20 protein-coding genes are annotated in these 14806 nt (G+C 67.2%); 10 read left to right on the top strand and 10 right to left on the bottom strand.

Annotated features, from left to right (window positions below):
• The first annotated feature begins 211 nt into the window (after positions 1-211).
• The 3 genes from QE385_RS03160 (at position 212) to QE385_RS03150 (ending at position 2485) form a co-directional block, all read left to right on the top strand.
• Entirely contained in the window at positions 212-517 is a 306-nt protein-coding gene (locus QE385_RS03160) for a DUF485 domain-containing protein (protein WP_307098997.1), read from the top strand.
• Entirely contained in the window at positions 514-2217 is a 1704-nt protein-coding gene (locus tag QE385_RS03155; protein WP_307098995.1) for a cation acetate symporter, read from the top strand. Before QE385_RS03160 ends, QE385_RS03155 begins: the two co-directional genes overlap by 4 nt.
• Before the next feature lie 100 nt (positions 2218-2317).
• Positions 2318-2485, top strand: coding sequence for a hypothetical protein (locus tag QE385_RS03150; protein ID WP_307098993.1), 168 nt, complete (start codon positions 2318-2320; stop codon positions 2483-2485).
• 24 nt (positions 2486-2509) lie between these two features.
• On the opposite strand, the gene QE385_RS03145 is transcribed toward QE385_RS03150, so the two are convergent.
• Positions 2510-3820 (bottom strand): MFS transporter, encoded by a 1311-nt coding sequence (locus QE385_RS03145; RefSeq protein WP_307098991.1) that lies wholly within the window; start codon positions 3818-3820, stop codon positions 2510-2512.
• Positions 3821-3934: 114 nt separating this feature from the next.
• Here QE385_RS03145 and pgsA point away from each other — a divergent pair, with 114 nt between their 5' ends.
• From pgsA to QE385_RS03130, 3 genes are read left to right on the top strand one after another with little or no spacing between them, the layout of a single operon-like run.
• Entirely contained in the window at positions 3935-4489 is a 555-nt protein-coding gene (gene pgsA / locus QE385_RS03140) for a CDP-diacylglycerol--glycerol-3-phosphate 3-phosphatidyltransferase (RefSeq protein ID WP_307098988.1), read from the top strand.
• On the top strand, positions 4489-4746 hold the full coding sequence (gene moaD / locus QE385_RS03135; protein WP_307098986.1) for a molybdopterin converting factor subunit 1: 258 nt from the start codon (positions 4489-4491) through the stop codon (positions 4744-4746). The genes pgsA and moaD overlap by 1 nt, the downstream gene beginning before the upstream one ends.
• Positions 4743-5186 carry a molybdenum cofactor biosynthesis protein MoaE gene (locus QE385_RS03130; RefSeq protein ID WP_307098984.1) on the top strand — a complete coding sequence of 148 codons (444 nt, stop codon included), beginning with the start codon at positions 4743-4745 and terminating at the stop codon, positions 5184-5186. Before moaD ends, QE385_RS03130 begins: the two co-directional genes overlap by 4 nt.
• A gap of 61 nt (positions 5187-5247) precedes the next feature.
• Here the strand turns inward: QE385_RS03130 and QE385_RS03125 are convergent, their stop codons facing one another.
• From QE385_RS03125 to QE385_RS03115, 3 genes are all read right to left on the bottom strand, one after another.
• Positions 5248-5850 carry a fasciclin domain-containing protein gene (locus QE385_RS03125; protein WP_307098982.1) on the bottom strand — a complete coding sequence of 201 codons (603 nt, stop codon included), beginning with the start codon at positions 5848-5850 and terminating at the stop codon, positions 5248-5250.
• A 113-nt stretch (positions 5851-5963) separates the two neighbouring features.
• Positions 5964-6590 (bottom strand): fasciclin domain-containing protein, encoded by a 627-nt coding sequence (locus QE385_RS03120; RefSeq protein WP_307098980.1) that lies wholly within the window; start codon positions 6588-6590, stop codon positions 5964-5966.
• A gap of 48 nt (positions 6591-6638) precedes the next feature.
• Positions 6639-7541, bottom strand: a complete 903-nt coding sequence (locus tag QE385_RS03115; RefSeq protein ID WP_307098978.1) for a hydrogen peroxide-inducible genes activator — start codon at positions 7539-7541, stop codon at positions 6639-6641.
• 154 nt (positions 7542-7695) lie between these two features.
• Here QE385_RS03115 and QE385_RS03110 point away from each other — a divergent pair, with 154 nt between their 5' ends.
• Both QE385_RS03110 and QE385_RS03105 read left to right on the top strand, forming a co-directional pair.
• Positions 7696-8241, top strand: a complete 546-nt coding sequence (locus tag QE385_RS03110; RefSeq protein ID WP_307098974.1) for a peroxiredoxin — start codon at positions 7696-7698, stop codon at positions 8239-8241.
• Between the two features lie 121 nt (positions 8242-8362).
• A complete protein-coding gene (locus QE385_RS03105; protein ID WP_307098971.1) occupies positions 8363-8884 on the top strand; it encodes a carboxymuconolactone decarboxylase family protein in 522 nt (173 codons plus the stop codon).
• Between the two features lie 51 nt (positions 8885-8935).
• On the opposite strand, the gene QE385_RS03100 is transcribed toward QE385_RS03105, so the two are convergent.
• Complete coding sequence (locus QE385_RS03100; RefSeq protein ID WP_373424624.1) at positions 8936-9703, bottom strand: sulfite exporter TauE/SafE family protein; 768 nt, start codon at positions 9701-9703, stop codon at positions 8936-8938.
• Positions 9704-9854: 151 nt separating this feature from the next.
• Between QE385_RS03100 and epsC the strand changes: the two genes are divergently transcribed.
• On the top strand, positions 9855-10538 hold the full coding sequence (gene epsC, locus QE385_RS03095) for a serine O-acetyltransferase EpsC (protein ID WP_307098967.1): 684 nt from the start codon (positions 9855-9857) through the stop codon (positions 10536-10538).
• The gene (locus QE385_RS03090) at positions 10538-10870 is read left to right on the top strand and encodes a DUF2794 domain-containing protein (RefSeq protein ID WP_307098965.1); all 333 of its coding nucleotides are present in this window, start codon (positions 10538-10540) and stop codon (positions 10868-10870) included. The genes epsC and QE385_RS03090 overlap by 1 nt, the downstream gene beginning before the upstream one ends.
• Before the next feature lie 70 nt (positions 10871-10940).
• Here the strand turns inward: QE385_RS03090 and QE385_RS03085 are convergent, their stop codons facing one another.
• The 5 genes from QE385_RS03085 to pstA all read right to left on the bottom strand — a co-directional run bounded on the left by QE385_RS03085 (position 10941) and on the right by pstA (position 14777).
• Positions 10941-11291, bottom strand: coding sequence for a hypothetical protein (locus QE385_RS03085; RefSeq protein WP_307098963.1), 351 nt, complete (start codon positions 11289-11291; stop codon positions 10941-10943).
• 112 nt (positions 11292-11403) lie between these two features.
• Positions 11404-12096 (bottom strand): phosphate regulon transcriptional regulator PhoB, encoded by a 693-nt coding sequence (gene phoB / locus QE385_RS03080; RefSeq protein WP_307098960.1) that lies wholly within the window; start codon positions 12094-12096, stop codon positions 11404-11406.
• 13 nt (positions 12097-12109) lie between these two features.
• Complete coding sequence (gene phoU / locus QE385_RS03075) at positions 12110-12793, bottom strand: phosphate signaling complex protein PhoU (protein WP_307098958.1); 684 nt, start codon at positions 12791-12793, stop codon at positions 12110-12112.
• 11 nt (positions 12794-12804) lie between these two features.
• Entirely contained in the window at positions 12805-13566 is a 762-nt protein-coding gene (pstB, locus tag QE385_RS03070; RefSeq protein WP_307098956.1) for a phosphate ABC transporter ATP-binding protein PstB, read from the bottom strand.
• Positions 13563-14777, bottom strand: coding sequence for a phosphate ABC transporter permease PstA (gene pstA / locus QE385_RS03065; RefSeq protein WP_307098953.1), 1215 nt, complete (start codon positions 14775-14777; stop codon positions 13563-13565). Before pstA ends, pstB begins: the two co-directional genes overlap by 4 nt.
• Positions 14778-14806 lie beyond the last annotated feature (29 nt).

Below are 14806 nucleotides of genomic sequence, written 5' to 3'. Positions count from 1 at the left end.
GAGCGCCCACCCCTCACCCAGCTCCGACTAAGCCTTTGCTCTCGCAAAGACCAAGTCTGCGCAACCCTCTCCCCTCTGCGAGGGGCGAGGGAAGGCAAGGCATCGCTGCATGGCGATCAGCCCTGGCGCCATTCCCGCTTGACGCCGACCGGGGGGCGGGGGAGCATGGTCCCGACGCCGGACGCAATCGGCGCAGGGTTAGGAGAATGCCATGGAGGATGCCGCCAGCCGTCTGGCGCGTGACCCGCGCTATATCGCGCTCGTCCGCAAGCGAGGTCGTTTCACCACCATCCTGACGATCGTCATGCTGATCGTCTATTTCGGGTTCGTCCTCACCATCGCCTTCGACAAGGCGCTGCTGGCCCGATCGATTTCGGGCGGCGCGACATCCTGGGGCATCCCGGTCGGGCTGGGGGTGATCGCGCTCGCGATCCTGCTGACGGGCCTGTATGTCTGGCGCGCCAATCGCGACTTCGATCCGGTGATCGATGCCCTGCGCGCGGAGGAAAGGGCATGAGGGGGCGGGGGCTATGGCTCGCCTTGCCGCTGGCGTTGCTGCCCCTGTCGGCGGCCCATGCTCATGCGATCGGCCCGGCGGTGCAGCAGGCGACCAACTGGACCGCGATCGGCATGTTCGCCGCCTTCGTCGCGCTGACCCTGGCGATCACCCGCTGGGCGGCGCGGCGGACGCGCACGGCGTCGGATTTCTATACGGCGGGCGGCGGCATCACCGGCTTTCAGAACGGACTGGCGATCGCGGGCGACTTCATGTCGGCGGCGTCGTTCCTGGGTATCTCGGCGCAGATTTATGCCGATGGCTATGACGGGCTGATCTATTCGATCGGCTTTCTGGTCGGCTGGCCGATCCTGCTGTTCCTGATGGCCGAGCGGCTGCGCAATCTGGGGCGGTTCACCTTTGCCGATGTGGCGTCGTTCCGCTTTGCCCAGACCCCGGTGCGCATGGTCGCGGCCTGTTCGACCCTGATGGTCGTGCTGTTCTACCTGATCGCGCAGATGGTGGGGGCGGGGCAGTTGATCCGGCTGCTCTTCGGCTTGCCTTACGGCTATGCCGTCGTCATCGTCGGCGTGCTGATGACCTTCTACGTCCTGTTCGGTGGCATGACCGCGACGACCTGGGTGCAGATCGTCAAAGCGATGATGCTGCTCGGCGCGGCCAGCTTCATGGCGATCGCGGTGCTGGCGCGGTTCGGCTTCAGCCCCGAGGCGCTGTTCGCCCGCGCGGTCGAGGTCAAGACGGCGCTCGCTGCGCTGGCCGGGGCGGGGCCCGACGAGGCGGTGACGAAGGGCCGGGCGATCATGGGGCCTGGCGGGTTCATCAAGGACCCGATCTCCGCCATCTCGATCGGCGCGGCGTTGATGTTCGGGACCGCGGGCCTGCCCCACATCCTGATGCGCTTCTTCACCGTGCCCGATGCCAAGGCGGCGCGCAGCTCGGTGCTGTGGGCGACGGGGTGGATCGGATACTTCTACATCCTGACCTTCGTCATCGGCTTTGGCGCGATCGTGCTGGTCGCCACCGACCCGGGCTTCCTCGATGCCGATGGCGCGCTTCGCGGCGGCAGCAACATGGCGGCGATCCATCTGGCGCAGGCGGTCGGCGGCAACCTGTTCCTGGGCTTCATCTCGGCGGTGGCGTTCGCGACGATCCTGGCGGTGGTCGCGGGGCTGACCCTGTCGGGCGCCTCGGCGGTCAGCCACGACCTTTATGCGACCGTCGTCAAGAAGGGGCAGGCGGATTCGGCCTCCGAGCTGCGCGTGTCGCGGATTACGGTGCTGGTGCTGGCGGTCGTCGCCATCCTGCTGGGCATCCTGTTCGAGAAGCAGAATGTCGCCTTCATGGTCAGCCTGGCCTTCGCGCTGGCGGCATCGGCCAATTTCCCGGTGCTGCTGCTGTCGCTGCTCTGGTCGGGATGCACGACGCGCGGCGTGGTCGTGGGCGGGGTGGTCGGCCTGTCGACCGCGCTGGTGCTGACCATATTGTCACCCGCCATCTGGGTGAAGGTGCTGGGCTATGACACGCCGATCTTCCCTTATGGATCGCCGACCATCTTCTCGATGCCGCTGGCGTTCCTGACCATCTGGCTGGTGTCGATCACCGACCGCAGCGGCCGCGCGGCGGTCGACAAGGCGGGCTATCCGGCCCAGCGCATCCGGTCGGAAACCGGGATCGGCGCGGCGGCGGCGCACGATCACTGATCGAGCCTGTCCCCGCTGTCTTCAAATGGGGCAGCGGGGACGGTTCCGGCGCGGTATGGACCCGTGCCCCAATGGTCAACAAAACGTTAACGTCCATGCCATGAGACGCCGCCTTGTCCTGACCAACGAAGCCGCCCGTCACCCCTTCCGACGGTCGCTGCCGCCCGTCCCGCCCGCGCGCAGCCGCCGGGACGACGATCAGGACATTCGCCTGTTCGTGCTCAGCTTCACCGCCTTCTTCATCTGCTTTTACAGCTTCCTGTTCTGATCGGCCGCCGTTCGCCGGGCGGGATCAGCCCGGCTGGACGCACCCATCGTCGCAGGCGCGGTGGAGCCGAAGCGCCAGCCAGGCGGAAACCAGGCACATGCCCGCCACGACGAACAGCATATTCTCCGGCGTGACGCCCATCGCGCTGATCCCGAAGACCGCCACCGAGCCGATCGTCATCGCAAAGCAGTTCACGATGTTGTTCGCCGCGACGGTGCGCGCGGTCTGATCCTTCTCGACCGTGGTGGTCAGGAAGGCATAAAGCGGGACCACGAACATGCCCCCGGTCGTCGCGATGGCGAGCAAGGTGGCGAGGATGGCGATCGCGCGCGGTTCGGCGAGGAAGGCCTGCCAGCTATACAGCCCGCCATCCGGCGCCGGGGTCCAGTTGCGGCACAGGACCGAGAACAGGACGACGAACGCGCCCATCGCGATGACCGAGATCGGCGAATAGCGCGCCGAAATCTCACCCTTCAGCATCGTGTTGATGACCACCGATCCGATCGCCACCCCGACCGAGAAGATCGCGATGGCCAGGCTCGCCACCTCCTTGTCGGCGGTCAGCACATTCTTGACCAGCGGCGGGAAGACGATGATCAGCACCGCGCCGATCGTCCAGAAGAAGCTGATCGCGATGATCGCCAGGAACAGGCGGCGGATATGCAGCGTCGCCGAGATCAGCCGCCAGGATGCGGTGAAGGGGTTGTAGTTCAGCTTGAGCGGCGGCCCTTCGCGCGGGGCGGGGGGCACCTGCCGCCCGGTGAACCAGCCCAGCACCGCCACGACGATCACGCCGCCCGCCGCCGCCTCGACCGGGATCCATCCGGCCGCGACCGTGCCCAGCAGGATCGCGAGATAGGTCCCCGCCTCGACCAGCCCGGTCCCGCCCAGAATGTCGTCGGGCTCCAGATGCTGGGGCAGGATGGCGTATTTGATCGGCCCGAAAAAGGTCGAATGGACGCCCAGCGCCAGCACCGTCCCCAGCATCAGCGCCAGCCCGATGGTGCTATGTCCCGACTTGGCGATCAGCAGGCCCGCAGCGCCGACCAGCATGATCCCGATCTCGACCGTCTTGACGATGCGGATGATCCGCGCCTTGTCATGGCTGTCCGCCAGCTGTCCCGACAGTGCCGAGAGGAAGACGAAGGGAAGGATCGATGCCCCGGTCGCGGCGGCGTTGAAATAGGATTCCGACGTCGCATCGGTGAAGATCGCATAGGTCGCGAACAGCACCATCGAGGTCTTGAACAGATTGTCGTTGAAGGCGCCGAGAAACTGGGTGGCGAACAGCGGCAGGAACCGACGCCGCTTGAGAAGCCCGAGGGCATTGAGCATAACGAAAAATGGCCCGATCGTGGCAACAGAATGGCAGCAACATAACCATCCGGCGGGCCATCGCCAACCGCTTAAAGCGGTTTGTCATGGGCAGGCTTGTCGTTAGAAGGCCTTATGCTGACGCTGCCCAACCTGCTGACACTCTCGCGAATCCTGGCCGTGCCGCTTCTGGCCGGGCTGTTGTGGCAACCCGAATGGGCGCTGGGCTATGCCATCGCCTTCGCGCTCTACTGCCTGATGGGCATCACCGATTATTTCGACGGCTATCTCGCGCGGGCCAAGGGTACGGTGTCGAAGCTGGGCGTGTTCCTCGACCCCATCGCCGACAAGATCATGGTCGCCTCGGTGATCCTCGTGCTGGTCGCGGTGCAGGTGTTGAGCGGGATCAGCGTCGTTGCGGGCCTCGTCATCCTGTTGCGGGAAATCGCGGTGTCGGGCCTGCGCGAATTCCTGGCGCAGTTGCAGGTGTCGGTGCCGGTGTCGCGGCTCGCCAAGTGGAAGACGACGTTGCAGCTGATCGCGCTGGGCGGCCTGATCCTGGGCGGGGCGCTGCCCGGATGGCCCTGGCTCCATGTGGCGGCGCTGGCCGCGCTGTGGGGTGCGGCGGTGCTGACGCTCGTCACCGGATGGGACTATCTGCGCGTCGGCCTCAAGCATATGGACAGCTGATGCCGCTCACCATTCTCTATTTCGCCTGGGTCCGCGAACGGATCGGCCTGTCCGAAGAGACGCTGACCCTGCCGCCCGAGGTCGCGACCATGGCCGATCTGATCGGCTGGCTGGCGACGCGGGGCGGCGGCTATGCCGAGGCGCTGGCCGAGCCGGAGCGGCTGCGCGCAGCGGTGGACCAGAATTTCGTCGGCCTCGATACGGCGATCGGTCGGGCGCGCGAGGTCGCGATCTTCCCGCCGGTGACCGGCGGATGATCCGGATACTCGTATCGCGCGATCCCATCGACCTGGCGGCCGAGGCGGCGCGCGTCGAGCAGGCGGAGGTGGGCGCGGTTGCCACCTTTTGCGGTCTGGTCCGCGCGGACGACGGGGTCGACCGGCTCGAACTCGAACATTATCCTGGCGCGACCGAGGCCGCGCTGGACCGGATCGCCCATCTCGCCAAGGCGCGGTGGTCGTTGCAGGCGGCCACCATCGTCCACCGGGTCGGACCGATGCAGCCGGGCGAGCGGATCGTCTTCGTCGCGGCGGCGGCCCCCCATCGGCGCGATGCGCTGGACGCCTGCGCCTATCTGATCGACCGGCTCAAAACCGATGCGCCGTTCTGGAAACGCGAGACGCGGGGGGCGGACGCCCGCTGGGTCGAGGCGCGCGACAGCGACGGGGCGGCCGCCGCGCGCTGGGACGACATCTGATCCGACACGAAAAAGGCGGAGCCGCAGCCCCGCCTTTCCGATCGTCCCCGAGGGGGAGGGATCAGCCGATCTTCGGCACGCTGATGCCGTTGGTCAGATGGACGACCCCGTTGGTCGCGGCCACGTCCGCCTTGTCGACATAGGCCTTCTGGCCGTTCACGTCGGTCAGCATGATATTGCCGTTGGGCCCCAGCTGCGCGGTCAGCGGCTGTCCGGCGAGCGTCGTCAGCGTCGCGGTGCCGTTGCCGGCGGCGATCTGCTGCTTCAGCTGCTCGGCGGTCAGCTTGCCCGAGACGACGTGATACTTCAGGATCGTGGTCAGCGCCGCCTTGTTCGCGGGCTGGCTCAGCGTGTCGAGCGCGCCTGCGGGCATGCGGCTGAACGCCTCGTCGCTGGGGGCGAAGACGGTGAAGGGGCCGGGGCCCGACAGATCGGCGGCCAGACCCGCGGTCGTGACCAGCTTGGCCAGCGTGCTGCGGTCGGGCGTGGCGGCGAGGACCTGAACGACGGTGCCGGTCGCGACCGGGGTGGCCGGAGCGGGCTGGGCCGGAGCCTGGGCGGGGGCCGTGGCCGTCGGCGCGGTCTGGGCCGTCTGGGCGGTGGCGGCGGTGCCCGCGGCGACCAGCGCGGTGGCGGACATCAGGATGGCAAAGGTCTTCGTCATGAAAGCATATTCCCGTCTATGGGCGGCGGAGCACACATAGGGGCCCACGCCGCGTGGAAGGGCAGAACATCCGAACCGGTTGCGAAACGGACGTCCCGTCGAGGGTAACGCACTTAATCCAGTTTTGGCACCAATACACCGTTCACGATGTGGATCATGCCATTGGCCTGACGCATGTCGCCCGCCTCGATATAGCTCTTGTTCCCGCCGCCATCGGTCAGGGTGATGACCGACTGGGTCATGCTGAGGGTCAGCGGTTCGCCCTGCGCCGTCATCAGCGTGGCGGTCCCGCCGCCCGCCGCGATACGCCGTTGCAGCTCGGTCACCGTCACTACCCCCGGTACCAGATGATAGCGCAGCACGCGGACCAGCGAGGCCTGGTTGGCGGGCTGGAGCAGCTGCGCCTCGACGCCGGGGGCGAGCCGCCCGAACGCCGCATTGGTCGGCGCGAACAGCGTGAAGGGGCCGGGGCCCGCCAGCGTGGTCGAGAGCGAGGCCGCGCGGATCGCCGCGACCAGCGATGAGAGCGAAGGCGTCGCGGCCGCATTGTCCAGGATGGTGCGGGTCGGCGCCATCGGCCGGTCGGCGACGAAGGGCGCTTCCTGCGCGGGCGCCGTGACCGCCGTGGCGGAGGGGGCGGCGGGCGCCTCTCGCTCGTCCCGTCCCCGCCCGCAGGCGCCCAGCATCACCAGAGCCGCGATCGGCAGGGCCGCCAGCATGCGCTTCGCTGGATGAGTCATGGGCCAAAACTCCTTTGCAAATCGATGGGTGTCGATGAACGCGATCGATCAGGCCGCTTCCGCCAGCACCTGGGCGAGCAGCCGGAAATCCTTCTCGCGCGGGCTCGCCCGGCGCCAGACCAGCGCGATCTTGCGCACGGCATTGTCGGCATCGAGCGGCCGCGCGGTGATGTTGGTATTGTCGAGGATACCCGACCGCAGCGCCATTTCGGGCAGCATCGTCATGCCCAGCCCATTGTCCACCATCTGAACGATGGTGTGGAGCGAGGTGCCCAGCATCGTCGCCTCGGCCCGCAACTCGGGGCGATTGCACGCCGCGAGCGCATGATCCTTGAGGCAATGCCCGTCCTCGAGCAGCAGCAGCCGGTTCTCGTCAATCGCCGACGCCGGGAAGGCGGGCGGCGGGCTGTGATCCTCGTCGGTCGGGAAGGCGACGAACAGCCGGTCGTCGAACAGCGGCTCGGCGGTCACCTCGCCACAGGCGAAGGGCAGGGCGAGCAGCACGCAGTCGGTACGGCCATTGTGCAGCCGCTCGCAGGCGGGGCCGCTGGGCTCCTCGCGCAGGAACAGCTTCAGGTCGGGAAAGTCGCGGCGGAGTCGGGGCAGGATGCGCGGCAGCATGAAGGGCGCGATGGTCGGGATGACCGACATGCGCATCTCGCCCGACAGCGGACGTCCGGCGGCGCGCGCCATGTCGCCCAGCTCGTCCGCCTCGCGCAGCACCCGGCGCGCCTTGTCGGCGATCCGCTCGCCCAGCGGGGTGAAGCGCACCACGCGCCGGGTCCGCTCGACCAACGTCACGCCGATCAGCGTTTCCAGCTCGCGCAGGCCCGCCGACAGGGTCGACTGGGTCACGAAGCAGGCGTCGGCGGCCCGGCCGAAATGGCCATGGTCCTGCAAGGCCACGAGATATTGAAGCTGTTTCAGGGTCGGTAGATAGGTCGCGGCCATTGATCGTCTCAGTCGATTGCCATGTGACAAATAGCTTGTTGGATCAAAGGCGCCAGTCCCCATATCCGTCGGTACAACGAATACAGGCGGTCGAACCGCCGATCGTGCGAGAGGATGGCTGGAGCCGAATTTCTAGAGAAGGAGGCACATTGCCATGTTGACCGTTGGAGACAAGCTCCCCGCATTCACCGTTCCCGTCCAGCAGGGCACCAGCGCGCTGCCCGCCGGCGAGACGATCAGCGACACGTCGTACGAGGGCAAGTGGAAGGTCCTGTTCTACTGGCCGAAGGACTTCACCTTCGTCTGCCCGACCGAGATCGTCGGCTATTCCGAGCTGAAGGGCGATTTCGAGGATCGCGACGCCGTGCTGATCGGCGCGTCGACCGACACCGCGCACGTCCACCTGGCATGGCGCAAGTCGGACCCGGATCTGGCCGCGGCCGATTTCCCCTGGATCGCGGACAATGGCCGCGTCCTGGCCGACGCGCTGGGCATCGTCGACAAGAATGAGCATGTCGCCTACCGCGCGACCTTCATCATCGACCCCGACAATGTCATCCAGCATGTCACGATCAACGGCCTGAACGTCGGCCGCAACCCGGCGGAGACGCTGCGTGTCCTCGACGCGCTGCAGACCGACGAGCTGTGCCCGTGCAACTGGAACAAGGGCGACGACGTCCTCCAGCTCGCGGCCGAGTAATCCTAGCGTCGGGGGGCGGCATCGTCCCTCGGCCCATCTTTCAGGCGCCCCGGCGAGGGTCGTCGGTCCCGTGCGATCGACGGCCCGGACTGGGGCGTCGCACATCTGGAGCATTCCATCCATGTCGCTCAAGGAATTTGCCGGGCAGCTGCCCGATTTCGCCAAGGACATCCGCCTGAACGTCGGCTCGCTGATCAACGAGCCGGTGCTGAACGACCAGCGCAAATACGGCCTGCTGCTCGCCTGTGCGCATGGCTCGGGCCACAAGCCGCTGGTCGAGGCGGCGGAAGCCGAATGCGCCCCCAAGCTGTCGGCCGAGGCGGCCAATGCGGCGCGCGCGGCGGCGGCGGTGATGGCGATGAACAATGTCTATTACCGCTTCACGCACCTGGCCGGGAACCAGGAATATCGCAACATGCCCGCCAAGCTGCGCATGAACGTGATCGGCGCGCCGGGCATCGACAAGATCGATTTCGAGCTGTTCAGCCTCGCCGTGTCGGCGATGAACGGCTGCGGCATGTGCATCGACGCGCATGAGGCGGTGCTGAAGAAGGCGGGCGTCACGGCGGAGGTCATCCAGACCTCGGTCCGTATCGCGGCGGTGATGCAGGCGGTGGCGACCGTCCACGCGGCGATCGCCTAACCGGTCGAGGGGCGCGCCGGCATGGGCCGGGCGCCCCATCGCTCTTGCTGGTCAGCCCTTCATGGCCTGATAGAAACCCCAAAGGCTGGTCAGGGTCAGGATGACGCCGACCAGCGTCAGCAGCACCCGCGCGGGAACGCGCTTGGCCAGCATCGCGCCGAACGGCGCGGCGCAGATGCCGCCGATCAGCAGCCCCACCGTCGCCATGGTGAACGCCTCCCAACCCAGTTGGGTGATGAAGGTCGCCGAGATCGTCGCGGTCAGGAAGAATTCGGCGGTGTTGACCGTCCCGATCGTCGTCCGCGGCGCCGCGCCCTGGGCCAGCAGGTTGGAGGTCACGACCGGCCCCCATCCGCCGCCGCCCGCCGCATCGAGAAACCCGCCGAGAAAGCCCAGCGGCTCGACCACCTTCGGCTCGCGGCTATGCGCCTTGTGCCGCCAGGCACGGATCAGGAGATAGATGCCGATCGCGGTCAGATAGGCGAGGATGAACGGCTTCACCACCGCCGCATCGATATTGGACAGGACATAGGCGCCCAGCGCACCGCCGATGACGCCCGGAATCATCAACCGCAGGAACAGCCGCCAGTTGACGTTGCGATGCACCGCATGACTGATCCCCGATACGGCGGTCGTGAAGGTCTCGACGCTGTGCACCCCCGCCGACGCGGCTGCCGGGGGCACGCCCAGGCTGATCAGCAGGGTATTGGAAATCACCCCGAACGCCATGCCCAAAGCGCCATCGACCACCTGGGCGGCAAATCCGACGCCGATAAAGGGCAGGATATGGATCCATTCGCTACTGGTCGGGTCCATCATCTCTCCTTACCCTGTGACGCCCGGCCCATGCCGTGCCCGAAGCGTGGCTGCAACAAAGATAGACTTTGTCGCGTCCGCCAAGGTTCCACGCCTATCTGGAATTCAGGAAAAGCCGTGCTTAAATGCCGGTATCGCATCTGGGGACATGCTCATGCCGAGCCGATTGGCCGCTTATCTCGATTCGATCCGGGCTCGTGACCCCGCTCCGCACTCGCGTGCCGAGATCCTGCTCTATCCGGGCGTCTGGGCCCTGGCGGGGCACCGCGTGGCGCATCGGCTCTACCGGTCGCGCGCCTTCTTTCTCGCGCGGCTGGTCAATCATTTCACCCGCTTCCTGACCGCGATCGACATCCATCCGGGTGCGAAGATCGGGCGGAATTTCTTCATCGACCATGGCTTCGTCGTGATCGGCGAGACGGCGGAGATCGGCGACGACGTCACCATCTATCAATGCGTGACGCTGGGCGGGACCAGCCCCGACAATGGCGTGGCGGGCAAGCGGCATCCGACGCTGATGGACGGTTCGATCGTCGGATCGGGCGCGCAGGTGCTCGGCCCGATCACGATCGGTCCGCGCGCACGGGTGGGGGCCAATGCGGTCGTCACCCGCGACGTGCCCGAGGGCGCGGTGATGGTCGGCATTCCGGCAAGGCCGACGATGGTCGAGGGCGGCGCGGCGCCCGAGAAGCGCTTCGTCCCTTATGGTACGCCCTGCTCGGAGGTGTTCGACCCCCAGACCCAGAAGATCGAGATGCTGCGGTGCGAGCTGGACACGCTGCGGCGGCAGCTCGACACGGTGCTGGCCGAGCAGAATATCGAGCGCGACCGCGCCTGATGGGGATCGTCCCGTTTCCGAAGGCACCGGGGCAGGTGGGGTTCGAGCGTGCCGAGTTGAACCGCATCCTAGACCTGTATGGTCGGATGGTCGCGGCTGGACACTGGCGCGACTATGCGATGGATCTGGGGCGCGACGCCGCGATCTTCTCGGCCTTTCGCCGTACCGCCGAGCGGCCGGAATACCGGATCGAGAAGCGCCCGGCGCTGCGCAACCGCCAAGGCATGTGGGCGCTCATCGGCGAGGCCGGGGCGGTGCTGAAGCGCGGACATGAGCTGGGGCCGGTGCTGGCGCCGGTCGAACGCCGCCTGATGAAGCTGGTCGAGGAATAGCCGCACTGACGGCAAAACGCCGACCCTCGCGAGAGGATCGGCGCTTCGTCGGAGCAATCGGGTCAGGCGATCACTTGCCGCCGCGCTGGCGACACTGGTCGAACTGGCCCTTCTTGCAGATCGGATAGCTCTTCAGCGCGGCCGGGGCCGGATAGGCCTGTTCGGGGCTCGGCGCCTGTTTGAAGATGACCGGCACGCCGGGGGCGGGGGGCGAGGCCATCGGCGGCTGCGCGGGCTGATAGCCGCCCGGCGTTTCCGTCCCGGCCGAGGCACTGGCCTGCATCGAGGCGTCGGCCGACGCGGTGGTGCCGGTCTGTCCGGTGCTGGCACCGGCCTGGGCCGTGGCGTCTGCCTGGGTGGTCGTCTGGGCGAGGGCGGGGGCTGCCATCAGCGTGGCGGCCGCCAGAATTACGAGCTTCATGCGAATCTCCTGTTCAGAAGCGCAAGTGCGTTAGCGCGGTGGATTGAACGCCCCACCCGCGACTTGGCTCCATCGTTTCGCACCCGGCCCAATTCTGACGGCCCGTTCACGTTCAGCCCCCTGCGTCGAGCGAATAGCCTGCCGAGCGCACGGTGCGGATGATATCGGGCCGGTCGCCGACATTGATCGCCTTGCGCAGACGGCGGATATGGACGTCGACCGTCCGGCTCTCGATATCCGAATCGTGACCCCATACCGCGTCGAGCAGCCGCTCGCGCGAGAAGACCCAGCCTGGATGTTCCAGGAAATGCTTCAGGAGGCGGAACTCGGTCGGCCCGAGCGAGACGACCTCGCCCGCGCGGCGGACCTTGTGGCCGACCGTGTCCATCTCGATATCGGCATAGGTCAGCGCCTCGCCCGCCAGCGCCGGGCGGACGCGGCGCAGCACCGCGCCGACGCGCGCGACCAGTTCGCGCGGGGAGAAGGGCTTGGTGACATAATCGTCCGCGCCCGTCTCCAGCCCGCGCACCCGGTCCTCTTCCTCGCCGCGCGCGGTCAGCATGATGATCGGCACGTTCGCAGTTTCGGGCGAACGGCGCAGGCGGCGGCAGACTTCGATCCCCGAAATCCCCTCGACCATCCAGTCGAGCAGGACGATGTCGGGCGTGCTCTCGCGCGCCAGCAACAGCGCCTCCTCGCCGTCGGGCGTGTGGGCGACCTCGAAATCCTCGCGCTTGAAATGGAAGACGAGCAGTTCCGCCAGCGCGGCATCGTCTTCGACCAGCAACATCTTTACCCGTGCCATGGTGCCTGTTCCCTCAAGAAGGCCAAGTACCGCCGCGATCCCGCTCACCCATCTGGGTACCGGTGGCGGCGAAATAGACCATCTCCGCGACGTTCGTCGCATGGTCGCCGATGCGTTCGAGATTCTTGGCGATGAACAGCAGGTGCGCGACCTGTCCGATCGTCTTGGGATTCTCGACCATATGGGTGACGAGCGTGCGGAAGATGGAATCGTAGAAATCGTCGAGTGCGTTGTCGCTGTCGCGGACCCGGACCGCCGCCTCGGCATCGCGCGCGGCAAAGGCGTCGAGCACGTCATGCACCATCGCCGAGGCGATCTTGGCCATGGCGGGCAGGATGGAGACGGGCTCGATCCGGTCCTCGCTCTCGATCATCGGCACGCGCTTGGCGATGTTCTTGGCATAGTCGCCGATCCGCTCGACGACGCTGGCGATCTTCAGCGCGGCGACGACCTCGCGCAGGTCGTTGGCCATCGGCGCGCGCAGGGCGATGGTGCGCACCGCCAGCCGCTCGACCTCCGCCTCGATCAGGTCGATCGCCTTGTCGTCCTCGCGGACTTTCCGCGCCAGTTCCAGGTCGGAGCGTTGCAGCGCGCGGATCGCATTGGCGATCGCTTCCTCGGCCAATCCGCCCATCTGGCTGATCAGCCCGCGCAAGCGGCCGATATCGTTGTCGAAGGCCTTTACGGTGTGGTCCATGATCCTCGTCCTCAGCCGTAACGGCCGGTAATATAGTCCTTCGTCCGCTCTTCCTTCGGGTTCGTGAAGATGTCGGACGTCTTCCCGTACTCGACGAGCGTGCCGAGATGGAAAAAGGCGGTGCGCTGCGACACGCGGGCCGCCTGCTGCATGTTGTGGGTGACGATCGCGATGGCGTAGCGGCCGCGCAGGTCGTGGATCAGCTCCTCGATCCGCGCGGTCGCGATCGGGTCGAGCGCGCTGCACGGCTCGTCCATCAGGATCACTTCGGGGTCGACCGCGATGGCGCGCGCGATGCACAGACGCTGCTGCTGCCCGCCCGACAGCGCGGTGCCGCTTTCCGACAGCCGATCCTTCACCTCGTTCCACAGCCCGGCGCGGGTCAGCGAGCGCTCCACGATCATGTCGAGTTCGCCGCGCGACGCGGCCAGCCCATGGATGCGCGGACCATAGGCGACATTCTCGTAGATCGACTTGGGGAAGGGGTTGGGCTTCTGGAACACCATGCCGACGCGGGCGCGCAACTGCACCACGTCCATCTCGGGCGCATAGATGTCCTGCCCGTCCAGCCGCACGTCCCCCGACACCCGCGCCGAGGGGATGGTATCGTTCATCCGGTTGAGCGTGCGCAGGAAGGTCGACTTGCCGCAGCCCGACGGGCCGATAAAGGCGATGACGTGATCCCGTTCGACATCGATCGAAATGTCGTGGATCGCCTGCTTGGCGCCGTAGGACACGCTGACGTTGCGCGCGGTTATCTTGGGAATGCTCACCAGCGTGTCTCGAACCGATTGCGGAGGTAAATGGCCAGCCCGTTCATCGCGAGCAGGAAGACGAGCAGGACGATGATCGCGGCGGAGGTCTTTTCGATGAAGCCGCGATCGACCTGATCGGACCACAGGAAGATCTGCACCGGCAGCACGGTCGCCGGATCGGTCAGCCCCTGCGGCGGCGCGGCGATGAAGGCGCGCATGCCGATCATCAGCAGCGGCGCGGTCTCGCCCAGCGCGCGGGCCATGCCGATGATCGTGCCGGTCAGGATGCCGGGCAGCGCGAGCGGCAGGACATGGTGAAAGATCACCTGCACCCGCGAGGCGCCGATCGCCAGCGCCGCGTCACGGATCGACGGCGGCACCGCCTTGATCGCGTTGCGACCCGCGATCACGATGACCGGCATCGTCATCAACGCCAGCGTCAGCCCGCCGACGAGCGGAGCCGAACGCGGCAGGCCGAACGTGCCCAGGAACACCGCCAGCCCCAGCAGGCCGAAGATGATCGACGGGACCGCCGCGAGATTGTTGATCGACACCTCGATCAGGTCGGTCCAGCGATTCTTCGGCGCATATTCCTCCAGATAGAGCGCGGCGAGTACCCCGATCGGGAAGGCCAGCGCCAGCGTGACCAGCATGGTCAGCAGCGATCCCTTGGCCGCGCCCCAGATGCCGACGCGGGTCGGATCGGTCGCATCGGCATCGGTCAGGAAGGTCAGGTTCCACCCGGTCGACAGGACGCCGCGGGCCTTGAGCCGCGTGACCAGCGCCTCGGCCTCGGGCGTGCCTTCGCCCTTGGCGGCGACGTCATAGGCGCTGGCGACGGGCAGCGAGAAGCGCGTGGTGCCGCGCAACAGGGCCGGGTCCGCCTTGATCGCATCGCGCACCACGATCCACGCACCCGGCGACAACAGGTCGGTGCCGTCGGCGCCGAAGGCCTGGGTCGCCGCGCCGTCGACCGCATGCTCCAGCCCCGCGCCCGCCAGCGCGAGGTCGGCACCGCGGCCCTTCAGCCGGGCGGGCTCTACCGGCAGGTCGGCAGCGGCCAGGTCGACGGGCAGGGTGACGCGCGTCTGGGTAAAGCCGCCAATCCCCTGTGCCACCATGGTGATCAGCAGAAAGGCCAGGAACGCCGCCGACAGGGCGACCGCTGCCATGCCGATCAACCGGAACCGCCGCTCCGCCGCATAGCGACGGCGCAGGCGGCGCGTCATGGCAGGGCTGTTCCAGATGGTGGGGGCGT

Source organism: Sphingomonas sp. SORGH_AS_0950 (assembly GCF_030818415.1).
Lineage (GTDB): Bacteria > Pseudomonadota > Alphaproteobacteria > Sphingomonadales > Sphingomonadaceae > Sphingomonas.
The sequence above is the reverse complement of the archived record's forward strand: the minus strand, read 5'-3'. Positions and strand labels throughout refer to the sequence as shown.